Genomic DNA, 17,384 nt, shown 5'->3' with positions numbered 1-17,384 from the left:
CCCCGCCTGCCCGCAGCCGGCCGGAGGCTGAGCCATGCGTCCGTCGCTGCTCGACCCGCTGTTTGCGCCGGCCACCACGCTCGAGGGCGTGGGGCCGAAGGTCGTCGCGCTGCTGGAGAAGGTGACCCCCGCCGACGTCGCCGAGCGCGATCTCAGGGTCGGCGACCTCCTCTTCGTGCTGCCGCATTCGCTGATCGACCGGCGCAACCGGCCCGGGATCGCGTCCGCCGCCGAGGGCGCGATCGTGACGCTGGAGGTGACGGTCGACCGCCACCAGCCGCCGCCGCGCGGCAACAGGGCCATGCCCTACCGCGTCTTCGCCTTCGACGAGACCGGCGAGATGGCGCTCACCTTCTTCCACGCCAAGGGGACCTGGCTGGAGAACGCCCTGCCGGTCGGCATGCGCATGCTGGTCAGCGGGCGGATGGAATGGTTCAACGGCCGCCCCTCGATGGTGCATCCGGACCACATGGTGCCGGCCGACAAGGCGGGCGACCTGCCGCTGGTGGAGCCGGTCTATCCGCTGACGGCCGGCCTGTCGCCGCGCGTGCTGCGGCGCATCCTCGCCCAGGCGCTGGCGCGGCTTCCGGTGCTGCCGGAATGGCAGGACGCGGAGCTGATGCGGCGGCAGTCCTTCCCCGATTTCGCTGCCGCGCTGAAGCGGCTGCACGAGCCGGCCGACGCGCTCGACGTCGCGCTCGACAATCCGGCGCGGCGGAGGCTGGCCTATGACGAGCTGCTCGCCGGCCAGCTGTCGCTGGCGCTGGTGCGCGCCCGCATCCGCCGGCTTTCCGGACGGCCGCTCTCCGGCGACGGCCGCCACGTGGCGGCGATCCGGAGCGCCCTGCCCTATGCGCTGACCGGCAGCCAGGAACGGGCGGTGGCCGAGATCGACGCCGACCTCGCGCGGCCCGACCGCATGCTGCGGCTGCTGCAGGGCGACGTCGGCGCCGGCAAGACCGTGGTGGCGCTGATGGCGATGGCGCGGGCGGCGGAGGCCGGCGGCCAGGCGGCGCTGATGGCGCCGACCGAGATCCTCGCGCGACAGCATTTTGCCACCATCGCCCCGCTGGCCGAACAGGCCGGTCTCGTGGCCCGCGTGCTGACCGGCCGCGAGAAGGGCCGCGAGCGCGCCGAGATCCTGGCCGGCATCGCCGATGGCTCGATCGACTTCGTCATCGGCACCCATGCGCTGTTCCAGGACGCCGTCGGCTACCGCAACCTCGTGCTCGCCATCGTCGACGAGCAGCACCGCTTCGGCGTGCACCAGCGGCTGGCGATCACCGCCAAGGGCGACGCCCCCGACATGCTGGTGATGACGGCCACCCCGATCCCGCGGACGCTGGTGCTGTCGGCCTTCGGCGACATGGACGTCTCGCGCCTGACCGAGAAGCCCGCCGGACGGCGGCCGATCCAGACGGTGACGCTGCCGGTCGAGCGGCTCTCCGAACTGGTCGCGCGCATCGGCAAGGCGGTGCGCGACGGCCAGAAGGCCTACTGGATCTGCCCTCTTGTGGAGGAATCCGAAGAGGTCAAGCTGATGTCGGCCGAGGACCGGGCCAGGGCGCTGCGCGAGGTGTTCGGGCCACTGGTCGGGCTGGTGCACGGGCGCATGAAGGCGGCCGAAAAGGACGAGGCGATGCGCGCCTTCAAGGCCGGCGAGACGAAGGTGCTCGTCGCCACCACCGTGGTGGAGGTGGGCGTCGACGTGCCGGACGCCACGATCATCGTCATCGAGCACGCCGAGCGCTTCGGGCTCGCCCAGCTGCACCAGCTGCGCGGCCGGGTCGGGCGCGGCGACAAGGCTTCGACCTGCGTGCTGCTCTACGAGGGTCCGCTCGGCGAGACGGCGAAGCGCCGGCTGTCGGTGCTGCGCGAGACCGAGGACGGCTTCGTGATCTCGGAGGAAGACCTGAAGCTGCGCGGCGAAGGCGAGCTGCTCGGCACGCGCCAGTCCGGCACGCCGGGGTTTCAGGTGGCGCGGCTCGAGGCGCATGGCGACCTCCTGGAGATCGCCCGCAGCGACGCCCGGCTGGTGCTCGAGCGCGACCCGGACCTCGTCTCGCCGCGCGGCGAGGCGCTGCGGCTGCTGCTCTATCTCTTCGGGCGCGACGAGGCGGTGCGGCTGCTGCGCGCCGGCTGAGCCGCGCTCATTCCGCCGCGGAGAGGCGCTCGGCCCTGGCCGCCTTCGCCAGGTCGGCGGTCTTCTTCTGGTGGTCAGGCGTGACGAGGCCGGCCGAAATGATCAGCTTGGCCGCCTCCTCGACAGACATCGACAGTTCGATGACGTCGGCGCGCGGCACGTACATGAGAAAGCCCGTCGTCGGGTTGGGCGTCGACGGCAGGAAGACCGCGATCGTCTCGCTTGCCGGCTCCTCCAGCGTGTGGTTCACCTCCGACTGCCGCTCGGACGAGACGAAGACGATCGACCACAGGCCGCGGCGCGGATACTCGATCAGCGCGACCTTCTTGAAGACCTCCGACTTGTTCGACAGCACGGTCTCGAAGATCTGCTTCAGCGCCTTGTAGAGGCTGCGCACCAGCGGCGTGCGGTCGAGCAGGCTCTCGCCATAGGCGACGATCGAGCGGCCGATGAAGTTTGCCGTGAGGAAGCCCACCATGGTGATCAGGATCAGCGCCACGATCAGGCCGAAGCCGGGCACGGCGAAGGGCAGGTAGTAATCGGGATTGTAGCGCGCCGGAATGTAGGGCTTCACCCAGGAATCGACCCAGCCGACGAAGGACCAGGCGATGTAGGCGGTGATCGCCAGCGGCGCGCAGACCACGAAGCCGGTCAGGAAATAGTTCCTGATCCGCATCATTCCTCGGCTCTTGGGATTGTCGGACATGAAAGGGGATTCCGGATCGGCAGCCTCACCATAGATAGGGCAAGGCGACGAAATTATGAATGCCCTTTCATGCGCCGGGCGGCGGGCTGCGCGAGAGCGCCGCGCCTCACTCCACCGTGACCGACTTGGCGAGGTTGCGCGGCTGGTCGACGTCGGTGCCCATGAAGACGGCCGTGAAATAGGCCAGCATCTGGATCGGCAGGGCATAGACGATCGGCGCGATGATCTCCGGCACGTCCGGCATGATGATCGTCTCGAAGGCGTTGATCGAGGCGCGGCGCGCACCCTCCTGATCGGTGATCAGGATGATCTGGCCGCCGCGGGCCGCCACCTCCTGCATGTTCGACACGGTCTTGTCGAAGATGCGGTCGTGCGGGGCGATGACGATCACCGGCATGTCGCGGTCGATCAGCGCGATCGGCCCGTGCTTCAGTTCGCCGGCCGCGTAGCCCTCTGCATGGATGTAGGAAATCTCCTTCAGCTTCAGCGCACCTTCCATGGCGAGCGGAAAGCTGGTGTCGCGGCCGAGATAGAGCACGTGGCGGTACTGCGAGAGCTTGCGTGCCACGCGGTCGATCTGTTCCTCGAGCTTCAGCGCCATGCGCACGAAGCGCGGCGCCTCCGAGAGCTCGCGCACCATGCGCTTCTCGTCCTCGGGCGTGATCGTGCCGCGCTCGCGCCCGGCGCGCAGGGCGAGCGAGGCCAGCACGGAGAGCTGGCTGGTGAAGGCCTTGGTGGAGGCGACGCCGATCTCGGGGCCGGCAAGCGTCGGGAAGATGCAGTCGGCCTCGCGGGCGATGGTCGATTCCTGCACGTTGACGATGGCGCCGATCGCAACGCCCTGCGAGCGGCAGTAGCGCAGCGAGGCCAGTGTGTCGGCGGTTTCGCCCGACTGGGAGACGAAGAAGGCCGCGCTCGCCTTCGGCATCGGCATCTCGCGGTAGCGGAACTCCGAGGCGATGTCGATGTCGACCGGCAGGCGGGCATAGCGCTCGAACCAGTATTTCGACACCAGACCGGCGAGATAGGCGGTGCCGCAGGCCGAGATGGCGATGCGGTCGAGCTTGGCGAAGTCGAAGGGCAGCGCCTCGCGCCGCGCCCTGCCCTCGGCGAAGTCGAGATAATGCGAGAGCGTGTGGGAGATCGTCTCCGGCTGTTCGTGGATTTCCTTTTCCATGAAGTGCCGGTGGTTGCCCTTGTCGACCAGGAAGGCCGTGCCGACCGACTGCTGCATGCGCCGCTCGACCGGCCTGCCCTCCATGTCGAAGATCGTCATGCCGCTTCGGCGCACCACCGCCCAGTCGCCGTCCTCCAGATAGGTGACGGCATTGGTGAAGGGCGACAGCGCGATGGCGTCGGAACCGAGATACATCTCCCCCTTGCCGTGGCCGACGGCGAGCGGCGGGCCGGAGCGGGCGCCGACGATCAGGTCCTCGTCGCCGCGGAAGAGGATGGCGAGCGCGAAGGCGCCCTGCAGCCGCTTCAGCGCATTGTGCGCGGCCTTCTCGGGTGCGGCGCCGCGATCGAGTTCGCGCGAGACGAGATGCGCCACCACCTCGGTGTCGGTCTGCGAGACGAAATCGTAGCCGTCGGCCTTCAGCTCGTCGCGCAGTTCGGCGAAGTTCTCGATGATGCCGTTGTGGACGACCGCGACGTCCTTGCCGAAATGCGGATGCGCGTTGGTCTCGTTGGGCACGCCATGGGTCGCCCAGCGGGTGTGGCCGATGCCGATCAGGCCGGCCAGCGGCTCGGCCTTCAGCCGGTTCTCCAGATTGACCAGCTTGCCTTCGGCGCGGCGGCGGTCGAGCCGTCCGTGCTCGATGGTGGCGACGCCCGCCGAATCATAGCCGCGATATTCGAGGCGCTTCAGCGCGTCGACGATCAGCGGAGCGACCGGCGTCGAGCCGACGATTGCAACAATGCCGCACATATTCCAGCCCCCCGGGGATTCGCGCCATTTCGATGGCGCCGATGGTGAGACGTTCGTTGGACGAACGGAACTAAATTTTCGTTTCAGAACCTTACGTTGTGGCCTCGGACCGGCAGGGCAGAGGGGGGGCCGAAGGAGCGAGGCGTTTCAGACCTTCGAGCCGCCGCCGCGCCGTTCCTTCTCGGCCTTGTAGAGCGCGCGCAGCACCGGGGCGCGGGCGGGCTTGACCTCCTGGCGGGCGCGGCCGAAGGCCAGGCCGTCGTCTGGCACGTCCTTCGTGATCACGCTGCCCGACGCGACATAGGCGCGGTCGCCGATGCGGACCGGCGCGACCAGCGAGGAATTGGAGCCGATGAAGGCGCCGGCGCCGATCTCGGTGCGGTCCTTGGTGTAGCCGTTGTAGTTGCAGGTGATGGTGCCCGCGCCGACGTTCGCCTCGGCGCCGACCGTGGCGTCACCGATATAGGTCAGGTGGTTGATCTTGGCGCCGGCCTGGACGTCCGCCTCCTTGACCTCGCAGAAATTGCCGACCTTTGCCTTTTCGGCCAGCCGCGCGCCGGGCCTCAGCCGCGCATAGGGGCCGACCTCGCAGTCCTCGCCCACGGTCGCGCCCTCCAGATGGGAGAAGGCGCGGATGCGGGCGTTGGCGGCTACCGTCACCTTTGGCCCGAAGACGACGTTGGGCTCGACGATCGTGTCGGCACCGATCACCGTGTCATGGCTGAAATGCACCGTCTCCGGCGCCGTCAGCGTCACGCCCGACAGCATCATGGCGCGGCGGCGGCGCGCCTGCCAGATCGCCTCGGCCTCGGCGAGCTCGACGCGGTTGTTGATGCCGAGCACGTTTTCGAACGGCGCTTCCGTCGCCACCACCGGCAGCCCCCGGGCGCGGGCGATCTCGACGACGTCGGTCAGATAATACTCGCCCTTGGCATTGGCGTTGCCGACCGCGTCGAGCAGCGACAGGGCGTGTTCGCCCGACATCGCCATCAGCCCGCCATTGCAGAAGGTGATCTTCCGCTCCTCCTCGGAGCAGTCGCGGTCCTCGCGGATCGCCATCAGCGCGCCGTCTCTCTCGATCAGGCGGCCGTAACCTGCAGGATTTGCCGTGCGGAAGCCGATGACCGCGACCGCGGCGCCTTCCGCGAGCCGCGCCCGCGCCGTCTCCAGCGCGGCGGGCTCGATCAGCGGCGTGTCGCCGAACATCACCAGCACGTCGTCATGGCCACGCGCGATCGCCTCGCGCGCCGCCAGCACCGCATGCGCGGTGCCGAGCCGCTCGGACTGCAGATAGACGCCGGCGCCCGGCGCGCGCGTCTCGACCGCCTTGCGGACGGCATCCGCGCCATGGCCGATCACCACGGCGAGCGCGCCGCTGCCGGCGGCAGCCGCCGCATCGATGACGTGGCAGACGAGCGGCAGGCCGGCCACCGGGTGCAGGACCTTCGGCAGAGCGCTCTTCATGCGCGTGCCCTCGCCCGCGGCCAGGATGACGGAAAGACAGCTGCGTGCGCTCATAGGTAGCCTACCATGTGTTGGGAATCAGGATTGTTGATCATATACTTGTGACGAGTTGCGCCACTGGATTCGTCGGGCATAGGAGTGCACCGGACGCCTATTTTGACCGCGTGTCGTTTGGATGTCCGGTTGTAGTTAGTAGGACACGGTAAGGAGATCCAGAACGCATGTCCTCGTACAGAACTTCAGTTCTTTCGGTGTCACCTCGTACCTTAACGGTGACATTTTGTGATCGATTGTCAATTATCGAGCGCTCAACAAGCTCACCGAGAAAAACGTGACCCGTATCGACCTCATTCCCAATTTCTACTTGCAGCCCCAATCCCATTGCAGGCCACAGCATCGTTGCCTTCGAGCTCCCTGAGACCTGAAATTTCTCAAAAGCTTCTGATGGAGAATTGTCCGTGGACACAACGCCGACGACGACTATAGGATCCCCGATTTTTTTCGGCTCTCTTATTACCGGAGAACCGCTCATGCCTCCATATAGTGGAATTGTTGTTTCGAAATATGAACTTATACCTGGCAGAGCACCTTTGCCCATCTCAGTAGCGGTTACGACGCCCATTCTCATACAAAATCTTTGCGAAATAACGCCCTTTCCGTCACTTCGTTTTTCGATGTTTATAATATTACCCATCACTATCAAATTTTCACCGACTGAAGGCGCCCCAATATCTATTGCAACATGTTCATTAAATATATTGGCCCCGTCAATTTCATATACAGTAAATAGGGCAACATCAAAATTTTCTATATAGTTTATTTGATCGACACGGCACACATGCGGAACGCCGTCCCTCACGCAAAAAGCAGTTATCTCTTCAGGGTTTAGGTAGTTTGGTCCTTTCGGCAGGAAATCGATGGGTATCTTCAGATTACTTTTTCCACTACGCCACGCCTGCCTGCGCTGAACTGGATGAAAACTGTGAGCGGCACCCAGGCATATCGCACTAACTCCGTTGGCTTTAATTACAAATGCCGACCCGAGAACATCGACTTGAAGATCATCATCTGATGAAAGCAACGTAATCAATGCCGTCTGCTCTGGGGGATTATTCGAATCGGATAGTAGTTCAACCCAGGCTCGCCCTTCTACGTCATTTGGCAGCATCCCCACCCCAATCGTGCCTACCGAAACCGGCCATTGTTCCAGATCGCCAACGTCTCTATCACCGCAGCTCAGCCAATCCAATCGCCGCCCGGCGCGGAGTGACCGCCATGTCGAGCCCCACCGGACGCCAGAGCGCAGCCGTCGCCGTGATGGTGCTGACGCCGCTGTTCTTTTCCACCAACCTGATCTTCGGACGCGGGGTCATCGGCGACGTCGCGCCCTTCACGCTGGCCTTCCTGCGCTGGGGCGCGGTGGCACTGGCGCTGGCCCCTTTCGTGCTCGCCGACCGCACCGCGGCGCTGCGGCTCGTCCGCGGCCATGCGCCTTTCCTGGCCCTTCTCGGCCTGCTCGGCATGTGGATCTGCGGCGCGCTGGTGTACCTCGCCCTGCAGCGCACGACGGCCACCAATGGCACGCTGATCTACACCACCTCGCCGGTCTTCATTATCCTGATCGATGCCGTCACGAACCGCCGCCGCGTCGGACTGCGCGCAGCGGCGGGCTCGGCGCTGGCGCTTGCCGGCATCGCCGTCATCGTGCTGCGCGGTAACCTGCGGGCCCTGGCGGCCCTCGATTTCAACGATGGCGACCTGATCTTCGTCGGCGCCGCGGTCGCCTGGGCGGTCTATTCGCTGCTGCTGCGCTCGCCGCGCGTCACCGGGGTCTCCAATCTCGCGCTGCTGCCGCTGATCGCGGCGGCCGGCGCGCTGATGCTCGCGCCCTTCGCAGCCTTCGAATTCTTCTCAGGCGCGCCGATGCCGGTGACGGGCAGCGCGTGGGGCGGGATCGCCGGGATCGTGGCCTTCGCCTCGCTGGCGGCCTTCCTCGGCTTCCAGTTCGGCATCCGCCGGCTGGGCGCACCGGTGGCCGGCGTGTTCATGTACCTGCTTCCGCCCTATGGCGTGGGGCTGGCGGTGCTGTTTCTCGGCGAGACCTTCCACGCCTACCACGCACTGGGCATCGTGCTGGTCTGCGGCGGCGTCATCCTCGCCACGCTGCCGCCTGCCTGGCTGCCCGCCTTCGGCGCACGGGATCGGCGCTGATCAGCCGAGCGTGCCGAGAATCGGGAAGGTCTCCAGCAGCCAGAAGGAGGCGGTCTGGATGCCGCCGGTCAGGAACAGGATGCCGGCGACGACGAGCAGCCCGCCCATCACCTTCTCGACCCGGCCGAGATGCACCCGGAAGCGCGACAGGAAGCGCATGAAGGCGCCGGAAAACAGCGCCGCCACCAGGAACGGGATGCCGAGCCCCAGCGAATAGGCGGCGAGCAGTGCCGCCCCCTCGCCCACCGTGTCGCGCCCGCCGGCAAGCGTCAGGATCGGACCCAGCACCGGGCCGATGCAGGGCGTCCAGCCGAAGGCGAAGGCGAGGCCCATGAGATAGGCGGCGATGCCGCTGGCCGGCCTGCCGCCTGCCTGGAAGCGCGCCTCGCGCGACAACAACGGGATGCGGACGACGCCGAGGAAGTTCAGCCCCATCAGGATGATCAGCAGGCCCGCGACGACCGCCAGCTCCTGCTGGTACGCCCGCAGCAGCCCGCCGATGGTGGAGGCGCCGGCACCGAGCGCGACGAAGACGGTGGAGAAGCCGAGCACGAAGGCCGCCGACGCGCCGAGCAGCGCGAAACGCGTGGTCCGGTCCTCGGCCTTCGCGCCCTCGCCGCGGAAATCGTCGACCGAGACGCCGGCCATGTAGCAGAGATAAGGCGGCACCAGCGGCAGGACGCAGGGCGACAGGAAGGAGATCGCCCCCGCCCCCACCGCGCTCACATAGCCGACATCGATCGCCATTGGCCTCGTCCCGTCCGGTCTGATACCCGCCGTGGGGCGGCTATAGACCGCGACCGGTGCCGGAGCCAATCACCCTTGCGTGGGCATATTGTCCCGCCGGTCATCGGTCCCGGACCCCGCAGGGGCGGCCGCAGCGGTCGTCGCCGCCCAAGACTTCCGGCCGGAAATGACGTTTGCGCTCCAGCCTTCCCGATGATGTGGAATTCAGTTATGGAAACAGGGTCGGCGACATGGAGGTGTCGGCGCAAACGGGAGGAGATAATCCATGAATATGCTCAAGAAATACCTTTCCGCGTTGGCAATCGCCGCGACGATGACCGCACCGGCAGTCGCCCAGGACCGTGAAGGCTGGCCGAGCGAACTGACGATCGGCACCGCCAGCCAGGGCGGAACCTATTTCGTCTACGGCAACGGCTTCGCCAGCTACATCACCGAGAGCCTCGGCCTCAACGCCACCGGCGAGGTGACCGGCGGCCCGGTGCAGAACGTGACTCTGGTGGAGACCGGCGACCACCTGATGGGCCTCGTGACGATGGGGCCGGCCTATGACGCCTGGACCGGCAAGTCGGAACTGGCGCCAGGGCTGGAGCACAAGTCGATCCGCGCGCTCTTCCCGATGTACCAGACGCCGTTCCAGGTGATCGCGCTCAAATCCTCCGGCATCACGTCGGTCTCCGACCTCGCCGGCAAGCGCGTCAGCGTCGGCCCCGCGGGCGGGACGCCCGGCACCTACTGGCCGCAGTTCATGAGCGCGCTCGGGATCGAGGCCAACATCTCGAACGCCGGCGCCTCGGATGCAGTGGGCCAGCTCGCCGACGGGCTGATCGACGCCTTCGCCTTCGCCGCCGGCGTGCCGATCTCGGCCTTCTCGCAGCTTGCCGCCGAGCAGGACGTGGTGATGTTCGGCCTGTCGGAAGCCGAGCTGCCCAAGGTGCTGGAGGCGTTCCCGGCCATGGCGCCGCTGACCATTCCGGCCGGCACCTATGCCGGACACGACTACGACCAGCCGACCGTGGCGCTGTGGAACTTCGCCATCGCGCACCAGGACATGCCGGAGAGCCTGGCCTACGAGATCACCAGGCTGGCCATGGAGAACCCCGACCGGATGGTGCAGATCCATGCCGCGGCATCCGAGACGCTGGTGGAGAACTGGGACAAGAACACGTTCATGCCCTACCACCCCGGCGCCGTCCGGTACTTCACCGAAAAGGGCATCACCATCCCCGACAACCTGAAGTAAGCCTCCGGCACGCGCCGCCCGACGTCGGCCGGAGACGGCGCGGCGTCGGGTGGCGCCTCTTGCGGATGCACCGGACCGGCGGGGGACGATCATGAGCGCCAGCACCGACAGCGACGGCCTTCTGGGCAAGGGCGTCGACGACGAGATCTTCACGGCCAACCAGCGCAAGCCGTTCGGCACGACGAAGCTCGCGCTTGCCGCACTGTGCGTCCTCTACACCGCCTTCCACATCGCGGTGATGAACCTCTATCCGCTGGAGACCTGGACCTACCGGCTGATCCATGTCGGCGGCGGGCTGGTGATCGGTTTCCTGCTGTTTTCCTCGACGCTGTTTTCGGCCGCTACGCCCGACCGCGCCGGGACGCGTTCGACCCTGCGGATGGCCCTGCTGGCGCCGGGCGCGCTGGCGGTGACGCTGGCCTTCGCCCAGGCCGCCGGCTTCTGGCTGACCGGCGAAGGCGTGGGCCAGGCGGCCGGCAGGACCGCTTTCGTCTGGTCCTTCGGCTGGCCGCTGGTGGGCGGCTCGCTCTGGCTGATCGGCGTGGGCTGGCTGATGCCCGACCGCGACCGCAGCCGGATCGACATGGCCGACGCCTTCCTGGCGGTCGCCGCGGTGGCGGTGACGCTCTACATCATCTTCCACGCGCCGCTGCTGCGGCTGCGCGCCGGCACCGGGCTTGCCAAGGACGCCGACCTCTTCGCGGCCATGGCGGGCGTCATCCTCATCCTCGAACTGACGCGACGGATGGCGGGGCTGGCGCTGGTCATCATCTGCGGCGTCTTCGTGGCCTACAGCTTCGTCGGCCCCTGGCTGCCCGGCATCCTGCAGCACCGCGGCTACACCGCCAGCCGCTTCTTCACCTACATCTTCACCGATCAGGGCATCCTCGGCCCCACGACGGCGATCTCGTCGACCTACATCATCCTGTTCGTGGCGTTCGCGGCCTTCCTGCAGGCGAGCCGGGTGGGCGAGTATTTCGTCAACTTCGCCTTCGCCGCGGCCGGCGACAAGCGCGGCGGACCGGCCAAGGTGGCGGTGTTCGGCTCGGGCCTGATGGGCATGATCAACGGCACGTCGGCCGGCAACGTGGTCGCCACCGGGTCGCTGACCATCCCGCTGATGAAGCGGGTGGGCTATGCGCCGCAGACCGCCGCGTCGGTGGAGGCGGCCGCCTCCTCCGGCGGACAGATCCTGCCGCCGATCATGGGCGCCGGCGCCTTCATCATGTCGGAGATCACCGGCATTCCCTATGCCGAGATCGTGGTCGCGGCGATCATTCCCGCCATCCTCTATTTCCTGTCGGTCTATTTCATGGTCGATCTGGCGGCGCAGAAGTTCGGGATGAAGGGGCTGCCGCACGAGGAACTGCCGAAATTCGCGAAGCTGGCGCGGCAGGCCTTCCTGTTCATCCCGATCATCATCCTGATCGGCGCGCTGTTTGCCGGCTATTCGGTGATCCGGGCCGGCACGCTGGCGATGGCGGCGGCGGCCGTCGTGTCCTGGCTGACGCCCTACAGGATGGGCGTGAAGGAGATCCTCTACGCGCTCGAACTCTCCACCAAGATGAGCCTGCAGCTGGTCGCGGTCTGCGCGGCGGCGGGCATCATCGTCGGCGTCATCGCGCTGACCGGCATCGGCACGCGCTTCTCGTCGCTGCTGCTCGGCCTCGCCGACCAGAACCAGGTGGTGGCGCTGTTCTTCGCCATGGTGGTGTCGATCGTGCTCGGCATGGGCATGCCGACGACGGCCGCCTATGCGGTCGCCGCCTCGGTGATCGCGCCCGGCCTGATCCAGATGGGGATCGCGCCGCTGACGGCGCATTTCTTCATCTTCTACTTCGCCGTCATGTCGGCCATCACGCCGCCGGTGGCGCTCGCCGCCTATGCGGGGGCGGCCATCGCCCAGTCCGATCCGATGAAGACCTCGGTGGAGAGCTTCAAGATCGGTCTCGCCGCCTTCGTGGTCCCCTTCATGTTCTTCTCCTCGCCGGCGCTGCTGATGGACGGGTCGTGGCTGGAGATCGCCCACGTCACCATCACCGCCACCTTCGGCGTCTACATGCTGGCGGCCTGCGTGCAGGGCTGGTTCTTCGGAGCGGCGGGCCTCCTCGTCAGGGCAGGCACGCTCGTCGCCGGCCTCGCGATGATCGAGGGCGGCTGGGCGACCGACGTCGTCGGCCTGGGCATCGCGCTTCTCCTCTTCCTCGTCCAGACCCGCGTCGTGCGGCCGAAGCACCTGGCGCGCGGGCTGGACTGACGGCGCCGCACCGGCTGTACGGGCGGCCCGGCGCCCGGTTCGGGGCTGGACGGACCGCAGGCGCTCCCGCGCGCCCGGCACGGAAGCCCGCCTGCCCGCGGCCCGGCGCCGGGCCCCCGGCGTTTTTCCGGTTGACCGCCCCGAGCCGCCTCCCTATGTTCCGCCGCACTTTCCGGCGCGCCAGGCGCGCTTCGGGAGCGCGTAGCTCAGCCGGTAGAGCAACTGACTTTTAATCAGTAGGTCCTGGGTTCGAGCCCCAGCGCGCTCACCAGTTCGCCGCCCGACCGTCCAGCCTTTCGCCCGGGTGCCATGGTTCGGACTGTGCCCCCTGCGAAATCCCGCTCCTCTTTGGCACAGGATTTTTCTTCCCGCGTCGACAGACCTCGATGCAGTTGTGAGAAGATTGCCGGGCACTACCGCACTGACCAAACGATCAGCGATAAAGCCAAAGCCGACGTCAAGCAGCCTCAGCGCATCAGCGGACCGAGGCGGAATTCAGACTTTCGGTCGCAGACCGTGTCATTTGTTCTCTCCCGCGATTTGAGGTTGAACGATACAGGCCGATACGTGCAATCTGTACCGGAATCGCTTCCGGGGGGATCATGACGAAGCCGTTCTATGCGGATCCCATTCTCAACTCGCCTTATCGGCCGCCTACGCGACATCACGCGCTGGACGACGAGGGGCAGCCGCTCGACTCCCCCCCGATAGACGGCCGCCGTAGCTCGAAGTACCTCGTTCCCGTCCCGCGTGGACGGCGCGCGAAGGCGTCTGCCGCGCAGAAGGACCTCGATCTCGACCATGCGGGGCGCGAGGGCGGCAAGTACTCGCCGAACGATCTGGTCAACGAGCTTCGCCGTCACCTCGAATCCTGGCGAGCGCTTCCCAATCCTTCCGACTGGGGCGTGACGCCGACGACGCAGCGCCTACTCCAGCACTGGCGTCACCACGAGTTCTCGAACCAGCGCCCCTTCTTCTGCCAGGTGGAAGCCGCCGAGACCATCATCTGGCTGAGCGAAGTCGCGCGCGGGCGAAAGCAGTATGCGCACATCTTTCGGTCGCTCGAGGCGGCCAACAGGGATTCCAATCCGGAGCTGTTCCGGCTGGCCCTGAAACTCGCGACCGGCGCCGGCAAGACGACCGTCATGGCGATGCTGATCGCCTGGCAGTCCATCAACGCCGCCCGCCAGCCGAACTCCAGCCTGTTCTCCCGCGGCTTCCTGCTGGTAGCGCCGGGCATTACCATCCGCGACCGGCTTCGCGTGCTCCTGCCATCGGACCCCGACAACTATTACGTCACGCGCGAACTCGTTCCGCCGGACATGATGTTCGACCTCGGCAAGGCCAAGATCGTCATCACCAACTACCACGCCTTCCAGCGCCGCAAGGCGCACGACCTGAACCCCGTGGGCGAGCGCCTGATGCAGGGGCGCACCGGTGCGCCGATCGAGAAGCAGGAGACGGAAGGCGAGATGCTGCAGCGCGCCTGCGGCGAACTCCTGCCGCTCAAGAACGTCGTCGTCATCAACGACGAGGCGCACCACTGCTACCGCGAGCGCCCGGGGACCGACGAGGAGAAGGAGGCCAAGGGCGAGGACAAGGAGGAAGCCAAGAAGAACAACGAGGCGGCGCGCCTCTGGATCTCGGGCATCGAGGCGCTCAAGCGCAAGGTTGGCCTGCGCGGTGTCTACGACCTGTCGGCGACGCCCTTCTTCCTGCGCGGTTCGGGCTACGATGAAGGAACGCTGTTTCCGTGGGTCGTGTCCGATTTCAGCCTCGTCGACGCGATCGAATGTGGCATCGTCAAGCTGCCCCGCGTTCCCGTCGCCGACAACGCGGTCAACGCGCCTGCGCCGATCTACAGGAACCTCTGGGACCACATCGGCAAGAAGATGCCGAAGAAGGGCGCAGGCAAGGCAGGCGACCTCGATCCCCTGGAACTCCCCAACGACCTGCAGACGGCGCTGCATTCGCTCTACAGCCACTACAAGATCGAGCATGACGAATGGGAGCGGGCCGCCATCGGCGTGCCGCCCGTGTTCATTGTCGTCTGCAACAACACGTCGAGCTCCAAGCTCGTCTACGAATGGATCGCCGGATGGCAGCGCGAGCGCGAAGGCCAGATGCAGACGATCCACGCAGGCCATTTGGACCTCCTGCGAAATTTCGATGAACGCACCGGGGAGCCCCTGCCCCGCATGAACACGCTGCTGATCGATTCCGAACAGCTCGAGTCCGGCGACGCGCTCGACCCGAACTTCCGCAAGATCGCCGAAGCTGAGATCGATCTGTTCCGGCGCGAGAAGCAGGAGCGTGAAGGAGCTGCGGCCGGCAGCATCTCGGACAGCGACCTGCTGCGCGAAGTCATGAACACGGTCGGCCAGAAGGGTCGGCTCGGCGAACAGATACGCTGCGTCGTCTCGGTCTCGATGCTGACCGAGGGCTGGGACGCCCAGACGGTCACCCACATCCTGGGCGTCCGCGCCTTCGGCACCCAGCTGCTCTGCGAGCAGGTCATCGGGCGTGGCCTGCGCCGCCAGTCCTATGAGAAAGGCGAAAAGACCGATCCCCAAGGCAATCGGCTCTTCAACGTCGAGTATGCCGACATCATGGGGATTCCCTTCGACTTCGCGACGGAGCCGCAGAAGGTCGTCCGCACGCCCCCGAAGAAGACCACCCGAGTTCAGGCCATGAAGGAGCGCGAGCGGCTGGCCATTCGCTTTCCGCGTGTCGCCGGCTACCGCACCGAACTGCCGCCGGACCGCATCTCCGCGACCTTCACGCAGGATTCGACGCTGACGCTGACGCCCGACATGGTCGGGCCGACCAACGTTCGGCTCGAAGGTCTCGTCGGCGAAGGAATCGACATGTCGCCCGCGGCGCTCGACGAGATGGCGCCCAACACGGTCGGCATGCACCTCACCAAGCGGCTGATCGAGCTCTATTTCCGCGACGGCGACCAGGATCCGCCCTACCATCTGTTCAGCCAGATCCAGCCGGTGACGCGCCGCTGGCTGCGCGAGCACGTCAAATGCGTCGGCGGCACAAGGGTCGGCATGCTCACCTATGCCGAGCTGGCAGAGAAGGCCGCGAACCTGATCTACAGCGCGATCGTGCGGGAAGCGGGTGCCGAGGGTGCCCGCGTGGTGAAGGCCATGCTCGACCCCTACAACCCCGCGGGCACGACCAGTTTCGTCGCCTTCAACACGACCAAGTCCAACCTCTGGAAGACCGCGCCCGACAAGTCGCACATCAATTACGTGGTCTGCGATTCCGATTGGGAGGCCGAGTTTGCGCGCGTGGTGGAATCCCATCCGGCAACGCTGGCCTATGGGAAGAACCAGGCGCTCGGCTTCGAGGTGCCCTACCGCCTCGGCGCGACCACCCGCCGCTACCTGCCGGATTTCATCGTCCGCATCGACGACGGCCGCGGCGACGATGATCCGCTGCACCTCGTGGTCGAGATCAAGGGTTTCCGCGGCGTCGACGCGCAGATCAAGGCCGAGACCATGGCCACGCTCTGGGTGCCGGGTGTCAACAATCTCGGCACCTTCGGGCGCTGGGGTTTCGCGGAGTTCCGCGACGCCTTCGCCATCGAGGAGGAGTGGGGGAAGCTGGTGGAAACGCTTTCGAAGGACAGGGCGAAGGAACCGGCATGAGGGACGGGATCGGATTCCGCAGGAGCACCGGATGCAGCGTAGCCCCAACGGAAGCAGACTGATGCTCGATCCGCGCGATCTACGTGACTTCATGGATGGCTTCTACGGATACGGAAATCCGCAGGCCGCGTTGTGGTTCATCGGAATGGAAGAAGGAGGCGGGAACAGCTTGGACGAGGTCGGCGAGAGGATCGCGATCTGGGACGGATTGGGCCGTCCGGAGTGTGCCGACCTAGCCGTGTATCATGACCGCCTCAGTGCAGGTTTCCCCGCGATCGCCGCCTTCTTCGCGCCGGACGGGAGCGCCCGGATCCAGTCGACCTGGCGGGGGTTGATTCGCATCCTGTTGAAGGCCAAGGGGTTGACGCCGACGCGGGAGAAGGTACGGGACTATCAGGTCTCGAAATGGGGACGCAGCGACGGCGAAGCCCGCCTTCTCAACCTGCTTCCCCTGCCTGCACCCTCGACCAGCCACTGGCCGTATTCCGCCATCGAGGCTCTGCCGGAACTGGAGAGCCGACAGAAATACCTTCAGGCATGGGCGCCGCGCCGCCTCGCAGTGATCCGACGTACCATCGCAGCATTCCGGCCGAGAGACGTCGTGATGTACGGCGCGACCTATAACGATCTATGGGAAGAGCTGGCCGGAGGACGAATGGAGCAGCAGCAGCAGGACGCGAAGGTTCGTTTTCGGTCTGACGGTACCACACGATATTGGGCGATCGGCCACGTCAGCCGTGGAAGCAACGCGACGTTCGATGCGATCGGCCAATCGGTCGGACTGTCCGATCCTGCCGGAATTCCATACTCTTCGGTCTATGAGTTCCTGTGCGCCGGCGCCAGGCTTGCCTGGGGATTCGGACCCGATGAAGCGATCGGTGGGTTCCTGGAGCTTTATCCCTATGCCGACGAGGCGTCGCTGAGACGTGAACTGGAGGAAGACTTCGCAAGGAACGGACAAGACTGCGAGGGATGGACCCCTGGCCCGGTGCCATTTCAGGATGCAGCGCGAGCGGAGAACTAGCCT

General features: G+C 66.3%; 11 protein-coding genes and 1 tRNA gene. 7 read left to right on the top strand and 5 right to left on the bottom strand.

The window, feature by feature from the left end; translation table 11 throughout:
- Positions 1 to 34 precede the first annotated feature (34 nt).
- Entirely contained in the window at positions 35 to 2,143 is a 2,109-nt protein-coding gene (gene recG, locus IAI54_RS03750; RefSeq protein WP_187971080.1) for an ATP-dependent DNA helicase RecG, read from the top strand.
- Positions 2,144 to 2,150: 7 nt separating this feature from the next.
- Here recG and IAI54_RS28885 read toward each other — a convergent pair whose 3' ends face one another.
- From IAI54_RS28885 to IAI54_RS03730, 4 genes are all read right to left on the bottom strand, one after another.
- On the bottom strand, positions 2,151 to 2,849 hold the full coding sequence (locus IAI54_RS28885; RefSeq protein ID WP_420838262.1) for a DUF502 domain-containing protein: 699 nt from the start codon (positions 2,847 to 2,849) through the stop codon (positions 2,151 to 2,153).
- Positions 2,850 to 2,955: 106 nt separating this feature from the next.
- Entirely contained in the window at positions 2,956 to 4,779 is a 1,824-nt protein-coding gene (glmS, locus tag IAI54_RS03740) for a glutamine--fructose-6-phosphate transaminase (isomerizing) (RefSeq protein WP_187971079.1), read from the bottom strand.
- Between the two features lie 147 nt (positions 4,780 to 4,926).
- A complete protein-coding gene (gene glmU, locus IAI54_RS03735; RefSeq protein ID WP_187971078.1) occupies positions 4,927 to 6,297 on the bottom strand; it encodes a bifunctional UDP-N-acetylglucosamine diphosphorylase/glucosamine-1-phosphate N-acetyltransferase GlmU in 1,371 nt (456 codons plus the stop codon).
- 97 nt (positions 6,298 to 6,394) lie between these two features.
- On the bottom strand, positions 6,395 to 7,333 hold the full coding sequence (locus IAI54_RS03730) for a trypsin-like peptidase domain-containing protein (RefSeq protein ID WP_187971077.1): 939 nt from the start codon (positions 7,331 to 7,333) through the stop codon (positions 6,395 to 6,397).
- 185 nt (positions 7,334 to 7,518) lie between these two features.
- Between IAI54_RS03730 and IAI54_RS03725 the strand changes: the two genes are divergently transcribed.
- Positions 7,519 to 8,454, top strand: coding sequence for a DMT family transporter (locus IAI54_RS03725; protein WP_187971076.1), 936 nt, complete (start codon positions 7,519 to 7,521; stop codon positions 8,452 to 8,454).
- Here the strand turns inward: IAI54_RS03725 and IAI54_RS03720 are convergent, their stop codons facing one another.
- Positions 8,455 to 9,201 carry a cytochrome c biogenesis CcdA family protein gene (locus IAI54_RS03720; RefSeq protein ID WP_187971075.1) on the bottom strand — a complete coding sequence of 249 codons (747 nt, stop codon included), beginning with the start codon at positions 9,199 to 9,201 and terminating at the stop codon, positions 8,455 to 8,457. It abuts the gene before it with no gap.
- Positions 9,202 to 9,466: 265 nt separating this feature from the next.
- Here IAI54_RS03720 and IAI54_RS03715 point away from each other — a divergent pair, with 265 nt between their 5' ends.
- The 5 genes from IAI54_RS03715 (at position 9,467) to IAI54_RS03695 (ending at position 17,381) form a co-directional block, all read left to right on the top strand.
- Positions 9,467 to 10,441, top strand: a complete 975-nt coding sequence (locus IAI54_RS03715; RefSeq protein WP_235679238.1) for a TAXI family TRAP transporter solute-binding subunit — start codon at positions 9,467 to 9,469, stop codon at positions 10,439 to 10,441.
- Positions 10,442 to 10,532: 91 nt separating this feature from the next.
- Positions 10,533 to 12,698: a TRAP transporter permease gene (locus IAI54_RS03710; protein ID WP_187971074.1), complete on the top strand. Its 2,166-nt coding sequence runs from the start codon at positions 10,533 to 10,535 to the stop codon at positions 12,696 to 12,698.
- A 195-nt stretch (positions 12,699 to 12,893) separates the two neighbouring features.
- Positions 12,894 to 12,969, top strand: a tRNA-Lys gene (locus tag IAI54_RS03705).
- 331 nt (positions 12,970 to 13,300) lie between these two features.
- Positions 13,301 to 16,357: a BPTD_3080 family restriction endonuclease gene (locus IAI54_RS03700; RefSeq protein WP_187971073.1), complete on the top strand. Its 3,057-nt coding sequence runs from the start codon at positions 13,301 to 13,303 to the stop codon at positions 16,355 to 16,357.
- A 61-nt stretch (positions 16,358 to 16,418) separates the two neighbouring features.
- A complete protein-coding gene (locus IAI54_RS03695) occupies positions 16,419 to 17,381 on the top strand; it encodes a hypothetical protein (RefSeq protein WP_187971072.1) in 963 nt (320 codons plus the stop codon).
- Positions 17,382 to 17,384 lie beyond the last annotated feature (3 nt).

Origin of the sequence: Aquibium microcysteis (assembly GCF_014495845.1) — a bacterium.
In the GTDB taxonomy this organism is placed as follows: domain Bacteria; phylum Pseudomonadota; class Alphaproteobacteria; order Rhizobiales; family Rhizobiaceae; genus Aquibium; species Aquibium microcysteis.
This window is presented reverse-complemented; position numbering and strand designations above follow the sequence as displayed.

Bases quoted from the DNA above. Each gene is read 5' to 3' on its own strand.
- recG (WP_187971080.1), top strand. From the start codon at position 35: ATGCGTCCGTCGCTGCTCGACCCGCTGTTTGCGCCGGCCACCACGCTC.
- IAI54_RS28885 (WP_420838262.1), bottom strand. From the start codon at position 2,849: ATGTCCGACAATCCCAAGAGCCGAGGAATGATGCGGATCAGGAACTAT.
- glmS (WP_187971079.1), bottom strand. From the start codon at position 4,779: ATGTGCGGCATTGTTGCAATCGTCGGCTCGACGCCGGTCGCTCCGCTG.
- glmU (WP_187971078.1), bottom strand. From the start codon at position 6,297: ATGAGCGCACGCAGCTGTCTTTCCGTCATCCTGGCCGCGGGCGAGGGC.
- IAI54_RS03725 (WP_187971076.1), top strand. From the start codon at position 7,519: ATGTCGAGCCCCACCGGACGCCAGAGCGCAGCCGTCGCCGTGATGGTG.
- IAI54_RS03720 (WP_187971075.1), bottom strand. From the start codon at position 9,201: ATGGCGATCGATGTCGGCTATGTGAGCGCGGTGGGGGCGGGGGCGATC.
- IAI54_RS03715 (WP_235679238.1), top strand. From the start codon at position 9,467: ATGAATATGCTCAAGAAATACCTTTCCGCGTTGGCAATCGCCGCGACG.
- IAI54_RS03710 (WP_187971074.1), top strand. From the start codon at position 10,533: ATGAGCGCCAGCACCGACAGCGACGGCCTTCTGGGCAAGGGCGTCGAC.
- IAI54_RS03700 (WP_187971073.1), top strand. From the start codon at position 13,301: ATGACGAAGCCGTTCTATGCGGATCCCATTCTCAACTCGCCTTATCGG.
- IAI54_RS03695 (WP_187971072.1), top strand. From the start codon at position 16,419: ATGCTCGATCCGCGCGATCTACGTGACTTCATGGATGGCTTCTACGGA.